General features: G+C 70.8%; 2 protein-coding genes. Both read right to left on the reverse strand.

What is annotated here, in order from left to right; translation table 11 throughout:
* Positions 1 to 6 precede the first annotated feature (6 nt).
* The gene (locus ACZ7M7_RS15515; RefSeq protein WP_472116718.1) at positions 7 to 1,707 is read right to left on the reverse strand and encodes an ABC transporter ATP-binding protein; all 1,701 of its coding nucleotides are present in this window, start codon (positions 1,705 to 1,707) and stop codon (positions 7 to 9) included.
* The gene (locus ACZ7M7_RS15520) at positions 1,694 to 12,667 is read right to left on the reverse strand and encodes a non-ribosomal peptide synthetase (protein ID WP_472116721.1); all 10,974 of its coding nucleotides are present in this window, start codon (positions 12,665 to 12,667) and stop codon (positions 1,694 to 1,696) included. The genes ACZ7M7_RS15515 and ACZ7M7_RS15520 overlap by 14 nt, the downstream gene beginning before the upstream one ends.
* Positions 12,668 to 12,704: the final 37 nt, after the last annotated feature.

The following is a 12,704-nucleotide window of genomic DNA, read 5'->3' on the forward strand; positions in this document are numbered from 1 at the left end:
GTCGGGTCACCGGGCCACAGCCCGGCAGTAGTCCGCGTCGGTGGACAGCAGGTTCCGATGCGTGTCCTCAGCCGTGATGACCCCGTCGTCGAGTACGAGGACACGGTCGGCGGCGTCCAGGAGTGCCGGGCTGCTGGTGATCACGACCGTGGTGCGGCCCCGGCGCAGCTTCGCGACGTTGCGCGCGACGAGCTGTTCGGTGACCGCGTCTACGGCGGTCGTCGGGTCGTGCAACACGAGGACGTCGGTGTCGGCGGCCAACGCCCGGGCCAGGGACAGCCGTTGCCTTTGCCCGCCCGAGAGGTTCGCGCCGCGGTCGCGGACGCCGTAGTCGAGTCCGTCGCGGTGGAGTGCGACGACGTCCGTCAGCATGGACGCCTCGACGGCCTCGGGGACCGACCGGCTGGTGCCGGACGGGTCGATGTTGGTGCGGAGCGTGCCCGCGAAGATCTCACCGTCGTACGGGTTCACCAGCAGGTGCGCGCGGACCGCCTCGATCGACAGGTCCGCGAGCTCCTGTCCGCTGACCCGCACCGCACCTTCGTACGCCTCGGGCGGGACATTGACCGCCAAGACCGAAGCGAGATCGGCCGCCGCGCGCGGCTGGTAGGCGGCGATCGCCACGAACTCCCCGGCGGACACCTGGAACTTCAGGTCGCGCAATGTCCCGTATCGGACGCAGTCGAGCTCCAGGTCCCCGCCCGCGGCCGGGCGTTCGGGCCCCGGCGTCGTGACCGGCGGCGCGGTCAGGACCAGCGCCATCCGCTCGGCCGAGGCACGCGCGATCATCACGTACTTCGGCATCTCCGAGAAGAGCCTGAGCGGTTCCATGATGAACTGCGCCAGCCCCACCGCCATGACGAGTTCCCCGATGTTGATCTGCCCGTCGAAGGCCAGCCAGCCCGCCGTCAGGGTCACGGCGCCGGCGAGGACCGCGTTCAGGGCCAGCGCCGTGCCCGCGTACGCGCCGTTCACCTTGGCGACGGTGATCGCCTGGAGTTTCGCCTCGGTGCTGACCTTCCGGTAGGACCGGAACGCCGCGTGGTTGCCGCCGAAGCCGTGCAGCGGACGCAGGCCGGTGATCAGGTCGGCGACCTTGGCACCCGCCCGCGCCACCCGGGCCTGCTGTTCCTGGGTGCTGGAGCCGATCCGCCTGGACAGCACGCTCAGGATCGACATGATCGCGACGGTGCCCACGATCACCAGCAGACCGAGCCGGAGGTCGGCCAGGCCCAGCGCGACCGCCGCGACGGCCACCGCGACCAGCGAACTGATCAGCAGCGGCACCACCTCGATGATGTCGGCGGTCTGGTCGGCGTCCTCGGTGGCGATGGTCAGTACCTCGCCGGACTTGAGGTCGACGTCCCTGGCCACCGGCTGGAGTCCGCAGGCCGCGACCCTCACCCGCCAGCGGTGCGCCTCGGTCGTGTTGGCCTTCTGCAGGACGCGCATCCCGAACCGCCACGACAGCGACACGGTCGTGATGATCACGGCCAGCGCGACGATCGACAGGCCCAGCGAGCCGAGGCTCCGGTCCTGCATCGTGTGCTCGACGATCAGGCCGAGCGCGATCGGGAAGGCCGTCTCGCCCGCCTGGTACAGGCCCATGAGGACGGTGCCCCAGACCATGGCGCCGAGGTTGCGGCGCAGAGCGGTCCGGAGGATGTCGGACCCCGCGCGGGGTCGCTGCGTGTCAGGAGTTGTCATCGAGGTGGCGGGCAATCGCTTCCGGGGTTCGCAGGGTGAACAGGTCTCGGATCGTGATCACTGGACCGTACTCGCGGCGGAGCAGTCCGTTGAGTCGTACCGCCAGCATGGAGTGTCCTCCCAGGGACACGAAGTCGCTCACCGCGCTCACCTCGTCATCGTCCAGGTCCAGTGCCTCGGCGAAGAACTCGCACACCACGGTCTCGGTCTCGGTCTCGGGACCGCGCTCCCCCGCCGTGGTCAGCGCGCCGAGCGGCTTGGCCTCCGGCAACGCCTTCGTGTCAGCCTTCCCGTTCACCGTGAGCGGGATGCTGTCGACCTGGGCGTAGTGCGTCGGGCGCAGGAAGTCCGGCAGTCCGGCGCCCACCTCGGCGGCCACCGCCGCAAGGTCCGCGCCGTCCAGCACGAGGTAGGCCGCCAGCCGGTACGCGCCGTCGACCTGCGGGTCGGGCTGGGCGACCGCCGCGACGAACCGGACCGCCGGGTGCGCAGCGAAGACGGCCTCGACCTCGCCGAGTTCGACCCGGTGCCCCCGGATCTTGACCTGCTGGTCGGTGCGGCCCAGGTACGTCAGGTTGCCGTCCGGCCGCCGGAGCACGAGGTCCCCGGTGCGGTACATGCGCTCGCCGGGTGCGCCGAAGGGGCACGCTACGAAGCGGTGCGCGGTCTGGGCGGGCTGCCCGAGGTAGCCCCGCGCGATGCCGATGCCCGAGACGTACAGCTCGCCGGGGACGCCGTCCGGCAGCGGCCTCAGCCACGGGTCCAGCACGTACACGTCGGTGTTGTCGATGGCCACGCCGACCACCGGGTCCTCGCACTCGAAGGTGCCGACGCCCAGGGTGTTGATGGTGTACTCGGTCGGTCCGTACAGGTTGTAGCCGACCGTCCCCTCGGTCTCGGCGAGCCGCTGCCACAGCGTCGGCGTGACCGCCTCACCACCGAGGAGCACCAGCGGCGGACGCCGATCGGGGCTGTCCAACAGGCCCTCGGCGACGAGCTGCTGAGCGTAGGTCGGCGTCACGTTGATGACGTCGATGCCGTGCTCCAGGCAGTACTCGACCAGGCGGGGCGCGTCGCGGCGCAACTCCTCGTCGCAGATGTGCACTTCATGTCCGTCGGCGAGCCACAGCAGTTCCTCCCACGACATGTCGAACGCGAAAGACACGGTGTGCGCTATCCGGAAGATCCGATGCCCGTGCTCGGCCAGTACCGGTTCGAAGATCCGGCGCTGATGGTTGATCAGCATGTTGGTGAGCCCTGCGTACTCGGTCACCACGCCCTTGGGCTTCCCGGTCGAGCCGGAGGTGTAGATGGTGTACGCGGGGTGCCGCAGCCGGTCGGGGTCGTCCGGCGCGAACGTCACGAACGGCTCGGCAGCCGGTAGGGGACGGTCCAGCTCGAGCAGCTCGCCCGTCAGGCGGGGAGATACGGCACTCACCGTGAGGATCACGTCCGGGCGGGCGTCCTCGACGATCGCCGCGATCCGCTCGTCCGGGTGGTCCAGCTCCAGCGGCACGTAGGCGGCGCCGACGCGCAGGACTGCGAACAGTGCGACGATCCAGTCGAGGGAGCGCGGGATCGCGAGCCCCACGGTCGTCTCGGGGCCGATGCCACGCGCTGCGAGCACACCCGCCACCGCGCGGCTGCGGTCCCGCAGTTCGGCGAAGGTCATGCTCGAGCCGTGGGCTACCAGAGCCACCCGCTGCGGATCACGGTCCGCCGCCTGGTCGAACCGGTCGACCACGGTGTCCGTGCCTACGTCCGTACGCTCGCCCGGCGTCGGCCGCGGCCCCAGCCCTCGCAGCGCCCCGACCGGTCCGGTCGCCCGGGCCAGGTCTTCGAGTACGTGCAGGTAGTCGTCGAGGAGACGCCGGGCGCTCTCGTCGTCCTCGTCGCGGTACTCCAGCTTGACCGTGAGCCGGTCGCCAGGGGTCACGACCCAGGTGTACGGATAGTGGGTGGAGTCATCCGCCTTCACCGAGGTGATGCCGTGCCGGGCGTTCATCTCCGCGAACGCGTCCATGTCCAGGAAGTTCTGGAGCACGAACAGGTTGTCGAACAGCGTGTCGTGCCCGCTGGCCCGCTGGATCTCGCCGAGCCCCATGTGCTCGTGCTCCATCGCCTCGACCCTGGCCGTCTGTACGGCCGACAGGTACTCCCGGACCGTCTCGTCGGGCCTCGCCCGCGTCCACATCGGCACGGTGTTGAGCAGCACGCCGACGATGTCGGACAGCCCCTCGCCCTCCCGGCCGGAGACGGTCACGCCGAACACGGCGTCACCGCGGCCCGTGCGGCCGCCGAGCAGCAGCCCGAACCCGCCGGTCAGCACCGAGTTCAAGGTGACGCCGTGCACCCTGGCGGCCTCCCGAAGCAGCTCCGACTGCTCGGCGGACAGCGTGTGCACGAGCGCGCGCGGCAGGTCGTCCGAGAGGGTAGGCGTCGGTCCGGCGAGCAGTGTCGGGCCGGGGAGGCCGGCCAGCTGATCCGACCAGAAGCGTTCCGATACGGCGGCGTCCTTGGCGTCGAGCGCCCGTGCGTGATCCTCGAAGCTCGGCGTGGCCGGGGTCGGTACCGGCAACTCGCCCGCGAGGACGGCCTGATAGGCGTCGAACAGGTCCCTGAGGACGATCTCGCGGGACCATCCGTCCCACAGCAGCAGGTGGTAGCTCAGCAGCAGGCCGTCGCGGTCGTCGGGGAGCCGTACCACGGTCATCCGGATCAGCGGCGGCTCGCCGGGGTCGAATCCCGTGTCGCGGTCACGGACGCGTAGTGCGTCGACCTCCGCCTCTGTGGACAGGGCGATCGTACGGACCTCGACGCTGCGGCCCGCCGCGAGCGTCTGGACGGGGTTGCCGTCGTCGTCGGTGGTGAAGCCTGCGCCGACGACCGGGTGCCGGGCGATCACGTACGCCATAGCCTTGGCCAGTGCGTCGGTGTCCAGACGCCGGTCGAAGGTGAACCAGCTCTGCGCGACGTAGTGTCCGGCCGAGCCCGCCATCTGGGCCTGGAAGAACAGGCCGCGCTGGAGCGGGGTGACGGGCGCGGTGCGCTCGGCCGTCGCGGAGGCGTGCACGATGCGTTCCAGCGCGCTGTGCCAGTGCTCCGTGATCTCGTCGGGGATGCCCTCGGCGAGGGTGAAGGCCGCGTGCAGGCTGCCGGTGGCCTCGTCGAGCCATGCGTTGACCTCGACGGCGTACGGGCTGCCCTGGTCACCACCGGTGATCTGCAGCGCCTGAGACTCGCTGCCCCGGCCCAGGTAGTTGAACAGTACCTGTGGGTGGGCGGTGAGCAGCGGGGGCGTCTGCGGGTTGAGGTACCGGAGCTGCCCGTAGGCGACATGTGCGCGTTCGTCCGGCTGGCGGTCGGCGAGCTCGCGGGCCGCCGCGACGGGGTCGGTGTGCGCGGTGAGCCGTACGGGCGCGATGGAGGTGAACCAGCCGACGGTGCGGGTGTAGTCGTGGTGGTCGAGGGCCGGGACCCGGCCGTGTCGCTCCAATTCGATCGCGAGGTCGGTGGGCGTCGGCTGGATGCGGGTCAGTGCGGTGCGCAGGGCTCCGCACAGCAACTCGGTGATACCGGTTCCGAGTGCGGCGGGTGCGGTACGGGTGACGCGGTCGCTCACGTCGGGCGGGAGGACGACCGTTGTCTCGCGCAGCCCGTCGACGGCGGGCAGCAACGCGGGCGCCTGGAGCGTGGTGGCCCAGTGCCCGAGGTCGTCGATCGCGTGGGCCGAGTGAAGCGTCAGGGCTTCGGCGTACTCGGCGTAGGACGTGGTGGGCGGCGCCAGGGGCTCCCCGCGCAGGGCCGTGGCCAGGTCGTCCAGGAGGACCAGCCAGGACACCGAGTCGACGGCGAGATGGTGCACGGTGACCACCAGGGTCCGGGTCGACTCCAGCCACGCGAACGCGATGACCTCCCCGGACTCGGGGTCGAGGCGCTCGGCGGCCTCGTTCGCCGCCGTCGTGGCATCGGGCGTGTCCGGCCGTACGACGGTGACGTCGTGGTGGGGTTCGGTGCGCAGGTCCCAGACCCCGTGCTCGACTCGCAGACGGAGCCGGAGGGCCGGGTGCGCGGCGACGACGGCCATCGCCGCGCGCTCGGCGTCGGCGAAGCCGGTGCCCTCCGGGGCCAGAAGTGTCCTGGCCTGGGCGAACCGGGCGAGAGATCCGCCCAGTTCGCGCTGGCGCAGGATGATCGGCGTCGCCATGAGGGGACCGTCCTCGCGACGGGCCTCGGTGGGAGCGGCGGCCTGCGGTGTGCTCGTGGCGAGGTGCTCGGCGAGCGCGCGGGGGGTCCTGAGCAGGAAGACGTCGCGGGGCGCGATCGTCAGGCCGAGCGCCCTGGCCCGGTTGATGACGGTGATGGCGACGATGCTGTCGCCGCCGGCCCTGAAGAAGTCGGTGTCGGCGTCCACCGCGGTGCCGGGCAGGGTTTCGGTGAAGATGCCGACGATTGCTGCGAGCCCGAAGTCACTGCCTCGTCCGTCGGGGGGCGCGGGGCTGTATCGATCAGCGGCTCCGCCGCGGGGCGCGACCAGTCCGGGCGTGGCCGCAGACAACGGCGCTGCGGTGGTGGCACTGTCTTGGGAGCGCATCTCCAATGCCTTGCGGTCGAGCTTCCCGTTGACCGTCAACGGCAGCGCGTCGACCGGCAACACCCGACCGGGCACCATGTGCACCGGCAGCTTCCTGGACAGCAACTCGGTGAAGTCACCCGGTACGCCACCCACGACGTGCGCGACCAGGTGGTCGCCGCTGTCCGCCACGGTGACGGCCACGTCGACCACGCCGGCGAGTTCCCTGACCGCCGACTCCACCTCTCCCAACTCGACTCGGAATCCCTTGAGTTGGACCTGATCGTCGGCGCGTCCGGCGAACTCCAGCTCGCCGTCGAGCGTACGGCGGGCGAGGTCGCCGGTGTGGTACATGCGGGAGCCGTCCCCCGCGAACGGGTTCGCCACGAACCGGCCCGCGGTGAGCCCCGGCCTGCCCAGATAGCCGAGCGACACCTGGTCGCCGGCGACATAGATGGCACCCACCCGCCCCGGCGGCACCGGCCTGAGCCGGTCATCGAGCAGGTAGGTGACCAGGCCGGGAATCGGGCCGCCGATCGGACTGACGTCGTCGCCGAGCTCGAAGTCCTCGTCGGTCAGCACCCGGTGGGTGACGTGGACGGTGGTCTCGGTGATCCCGTACATGTTGACCAGCTCGGGCGAGCCCGTGCCGTGCCGTTCGATCCAGCCGCGCAGTCGCCCGAGCTGCAGCGCCTCGCCGCCGAAGATGATCCGACGCAGGGCGGGCAGCGACTCGTCGGCATGCCGGTCGGCCTCGATGAACTGGTAGAACGCCGACGGAGTCTGGTTGAGGACGGTCACCCCGCGGTCGCGGACCAGCCGGTGGAAGTCGACCGGGGAACGGGTCAGCCCGTACTCCGGCACCAGCAGCTCACCGCCGTACGCGAGAGCGCCCCACAACTCCCAGACCGCGAAGTCGAAGGAGAAGGAGTGGAACTGGACCCATACGTCGTGCGGGCCGAAGTCCATGTCGGGCTGGGTGTTGGCGAGGAGCGTGACCACGCTGGAGTGCGGGACGACGACGCCCTTGGGCCGGCCGGTCGATCCGGAGGTGTAGATCACGTAGGCGGGGTCGTGCCGGCTCACCTCGGGCTCAGCCGCGCGCCCCGTCGGCAGCTCGTCTCCCAGCACGAGCACCTGGGCCTGCGCACCCGCCCTGGCCAGCAGCTTGGTGAAGCGGTCCCGCTGTTCGCGGTCCACGAGGACGACCTGCGGGGCGGCGTCGGCCAGGATGTACTCCAGCCGTTCGTCCGGGTACGCCAGGTCCAGCGGGACGTACGCGCCGCCCGCGCTCACGATGGCGACCAGCGCGACGACCTGCTCGACGGAACGCGGGACGGCGACGGCGACCCGCTTGCCCGGCCCGACGCCCGCCGCGCGCAGGGCCGAGGCCAACTGGTCCTTCGCCGCGGCCAGTTCGCCATACGTCAAGGACCGGGTACCACCGTCGAGACCGCACTGCGTGACCGCGACGGCCGCCGGGTCACGGTGCGCGGCGGCGTCGAAGAGTCCTCCCAGGGTCGTCGGAGTGATCCCCGCGGGAAGCCGGTCGTTCTCGGGGGCCAGGTCGCCGACAAGGGAGTCCGGGCGGGTGAGCAGGCCGGTGAGTGTCGCGGAGAACGTGTGCAGGATCGCCTGGGCGGTCGCCTTCCGCAGGAGCTCACCGTCGTAGATCAGGTTGAAGATCGGACGGCCGTCGACGGTTCGCTCCACCACCAGCGTCAGGGGGTAGTGCGGAGCGCCCTCGTTCACGATGTCGGCGATGATCAGCGAGTCGCCGGGCCGCCGCAAAGCATCCACGTCGGTGGCCACGTCGAACACCACCAGGGTGTCGAACAGGGAGCCGGAGCGAGCCTGCCGGCCGATCCTCGCCAGTGACACGTGCTGGTGCGGCAGTACCGCGCTCTGATGCTCCCGCACCGAGGCGAGAAGGTCGCCCGCCGTGGTCGTACCGGCCCAACCGGCGCGCACGGGAATCGTGTTGATGAACAGACCCACCATGTCCGCGATGCCGGGCACATCGGCGTCCCGCCCGGACACCGTCGAACCGAACACCACGTCCGTGCTGTGCAGGATGCCGCCCAACGTCACCGCCCAGGCGCTGTGCACGGCGACGCTCAGCGGCACGCCGGCCGAGCGGGCGGCGGCGTCGATGTCGTCCTCCGGCTCCACGGCGATGTCGGTGAAGCGGTCGGACGGCGTGTGCCCCTCGGCGACCAGCGAGGGGCCGGGCAGCTCGGCGAGTTGCTCGCGCCAGACGCGGTCGCTCTCGTCGGCGTCCTGTCCGGCGAGCCAGCCGACGTAGTCGGGGAAGCCGCCGACCGGGTGGACGGTGCCCGGCGCGTGGTACTCGGCCAGCAGCGCGCGGAGCATCGGCGGTACCGACCAGCCGTCGGCGATGATGTGGTGCACGGTCTGCACCAGGACGGTGCGGCCGGAGCCGGCGCGTATGAGGGTGTACCGCATCAGCGGGCCGGTGGCCAGGTCGAACCCGGCGCGGCGATCCCGCTCGGCGTACTCGCGTATCTCGGCGTCGGTGATGCCCGGGCGGTCCAGCGTGGTGAAGGGCGCCTCCACACCGCTCTCCAGCACGGAGACGACACGGCCGTCGGCCAGTGCCACGAACCGCGCCGCCAGGTTCGGGTACAGCGTGAGCAAGCGGGTTGCCGCCGCCGCGAACCGGTCGGCGTCCACGTCGCCGTCGAGCGTCAGGAGTTGCTGCTCGACATAGGCGCCCGCGGAGTCGTCATCGAAGACGGAGTGGAAGTACAGGCCCTCCTGCAGCGGGGTCAGCGGCAGGACGTCCCGCAGTGCCGGGCTGTCCAGGTCGTCGACATCGGCCTGGATGAGCGGGACCAGGGCGAAGTCGCTGGGCGAATGGCCGCCCTGTTCGAGCGCGGCCAGAGCCGTCAGGGCCACCCGGAAGTACTCGCCCAGGGTCGCGATGTCCTCGTCGGTGAACAGGCCGTCGGGCCAGGAGATGCTGGTGACCAGTTCGTACTCGCCGGTGGAAGCGGGTGCGGGCTCGGCGATGGCGTTGAACTCCAGGGGACGCGGCAGGCGCATCCTCGGGTCTCGCTTCTCCCCCAACTGTCCTGTGGTGCCCGCGAGTTGCCAGTCGCCCGAGGCGCCGGCGTCGAAGCGGCCCAGGTAGTTGAAGAGCACCTGCGGTGCGGGGGCGTCGAACTCGGTGTGGGTCAGGTAGCGCAGCGCGCCGTACGAGACCCCGTGCTCCGGCACCTCGGCGAGGTTCTCCTTGACCGCCTTGAGCGCGGCGGCCAGGTACTCGGGCGCCGTGAAGTCGGCCGCCGCACCGGGGTCCACGAGCACCGGGAACAGCGTGGTGAACCAGCCCACGGTCCGCGACAACTCGGGCTCGAAGCCGGCGGAGCCCGCCACGAACTGTCCCTCGCGGCCGTGGCCTTCGAGTTCGATGTGCGCGAAGGTCTGCGACTGCCCGAGGTCGCGGCGCCATCGGGCGAGGGCGACGGCGAGCGCGGTCAGCAGGACGTCGTTGACGCCCGCGTGGAACTTCGCGGGGATCTCGCCCAGCAGCCGGGCCGTGACGTCGGGGCCGACCGAGACGGTACGTATTCGCTCGCGTGCGACGGTGTCGGCCGCGGACAGCGCCCGCCTGCTCACCGGCCCGTCCTCTCCTGGCAGGGTACGCCGGTAGTAGGAGCTGTCCGCGTCGAACGCGGCGCGTTCCAGCATCTGCGTCCAACGCCGGAACGACGTGCCCACCGGGGGCAGCTCGATCGGCGTACCCGCCGCGAACTGCCGCCAGGCGGTGGCCAGGTCCTCCATCAGGACTCGCCAGGACACGCCGTCGATCACCACGTGGTGGGCGACCAGGACCAGTTGTCGTGCCATGCGGCGCCAGACGGCCCGCAGCATCACCCCGCCCACCGGGTCCAGCCCGGCGGTGGCGAGCGCGACGCACTCGTCGAGGGGCCGGTCGCTCTCCTGCCACCCGGCGACGGCCTCGTCGGCCTCCGGAATGTCGAAGCTCCAGCGCTCACCGCGCACCAGCTTGGCCCGCAGCATGTCGTGGCGCCGGACCAGGGCGGTGAGAATCTCGTCGAGAGCGTCGACGGTCAGGTCCGCCGGGGTGTTGAGCACCACCGACTGCACGAAGCCATCGATCGCGTCCGTGGTCCGGCCGAGCCACTGCACGATGGGCGAGCCCACGACGGAGCCGGTCGCGACATCACGGCGGTCCACCGTGGAGGTGTCCTCACGGCTCGCCACCGCCGCCAGCGCCCCTACGGTGCTGTTGGTGAAGATCTGCCGTGCCGTGACGTAGAGCCCGGCATCGCGCAGCGCGCTCAGCAGCGAGATCGCCAGGATGCTGTCCCCGCCGAGCTGGAAGAAGTCCTGGTCGACGCCCACCTCCTCGAGCCGCAGCACTGTCGCGACCGCAGCGCACACGGCGCGCTCGTTCTCGGTCGTGGGCTGCGTCAGCGAGCCCGTTCCCACCGTCGGCTCCGGCAATGCGTTCCGGTCGAGCTTGCCGTTCGCGGTGAGCGGGAACTCCGTCATGACGACGATGTGGGCGGGCACCATGTACTCGACCATGTGCTCGGTGGCCCACGCCTTGACCTCGTCGGCTCGCAGGTCCTCGCTCCCGGCGGCCGGGATGACGTATCCCACGAGGTAGGTGCCGCCCGCGGTGTTCTTCTTCGCGACGACGCAGGTGTGCCGTACACCGGGGTGCTCCGCGAGACCGACCTCCACGTCCTCGATCTCCAGCCGCATACCGCGGATCTTGATCTGGTTGTCGGCACGGCCGAGGAAGTCCAGCGACCCGTCCGGGGCGAACCGCGCGAGGTCACCGGTGCGGTACAGCCGGGAGCCGTCGCCGGCGAACGGGTTGGCGACGAAACGGGACGCCGTGAGGCCCGGGGCGCCCACGTACCCACGCCCCAGGAGGAATCCGCCCACATAGAGTTCGCCGCCGACGCCGACCGGGACCGGGCGCAACTCGTCGTCCAGTACGTACAGCTGGGTGTTCGGGTTGGCCTTGCCTATCGACGTCGACAGGCGTTCCGCCGCGCCCCGGTAGATGACGTGCGAGACGCCGATCGTCGTCTCCGCCGGGCCGTAGCCGTGGTACATGGGGATGTCGAGCTTGGTGCGGAACCGCTCGTACAGCTCCGGGGTCAGCACCTCGCCGCCGCACCATACGTGCCGCAGGCTGTCCAGGCGGTCGGAGTCGCCCGCGATCTCCAGCAGCACGTCCAGCATGGACGACACCAGGTACGTGAAGGTGACGCGCTGCTCGGCGATCACGCTCAGCAGATGGTGCGGGTCGCGTTCGCCGCCGGGCCGCAGAACCACCAGCCGGGCGCCGCTCACCAGGGGCAGGAAGATCTCGTTGATGGAGATGTCGAAGGACAACGGCGCCTTGAACAGCGACGCGTCGTCGTGGCCGAAGCCCAGGATCTCGTTGACCTGCCACAGCAGACGCTCGCTGATCGCCTCGTGCCGGATCATCGCGCCCTTGGGCCGCCCGGTCGACCCGGAGGTGAAGATCACGTATGCCAGCGCGGCTCCGAGGACGGCGACCTCGGGTCCCTCGGTGGGACAGGAGCTGAACCTCCAGTCGCCCAAGTCGAGGGCCACGGCCTCCGGTTCGTCCGGGTCGTGCTCCCCCGAGTCGTTGAGTTGCACCACGACCCGGGCGTCCTGGATGACGACGGCCCGGCGCTGGGCGGGCCACTGCGGATCGAGGGGTACGAAGGCGCAGCCCGCCTGGAGGACGCCGAGCAGTCCGATCACCATGTCGGCGGAGCGGCCCAGCGAGATGCCGACGACCTGTTCGGCGCCGAGTCCTCGATCGATCAGGTGGTGGGCCAACTGCCCGGAGAGCTCGGCTGCCTCCCGGTAAGTCAGTGAGCGGTGTTCGTCGACGATGGCGACCGCTTCCGGCCGGGTCCGCGCCTGCTCGCGGAACATCTCCACGATGGTCGGGCGGACCCGCTCGGCCCGGGTGTCGTTCCACTCGGCCAGGGCTGCGAGCCTCGCCGCCACACTGGACGGGCCGATGGTCCCGAGGGGCCGGTCCGGGAATTCGGCCAGGTCGTCCAGCGCGAGCTGTGCCTCGGCGAGTGCTACGTCGTCCGGGACGGCGATGCTCCGACCGTCCGCGCCGACCTCCCAACCTCCCGGCCCGTCCCCTCCGTTGTCGACCCATCCGAGGACTTCGGTGAAGAGCGTGCCGGGGGTGAGGTCGATACCTTCGGGGCCGAGGCCCGTCGCCCAGTACGACAGCCCGATGGCGCACGCCTCGGCAATGGTCCGGTCGGATTGGTCGCCGATTCGCCGGCATACGGCGGCCAGTTGCTCCGGGGACAGCAGGACGTGACGAGCGCTCGGTTCCATCATCGAAGACTCCGCGTTCCTTCCACCGTACGAAAGTCGG

The sequence above is a fragment of the Streptomyces sp. NPDC111606 genome (assembly GCF_055656945.1).

What these genes read in the sequence shown, in the direction of transcription:
- ACZ7M7_RS15520 (WP_472116721.1), bottom strand. Translation starts at nt 12,667, where the DNA reads ATGATGGAACCGAGCGCTCGTCACGTCCTGCTGTCCCCGGAGCAACTG.
- ACZ7M7_RS15515 (WP_472116718.1), bottom strand. Translation starts at nt 1,707, where the DNA reads ATGACAACTCCTGACACGCAGCGACCCCGCGCGGGGTCCGACATCCTC.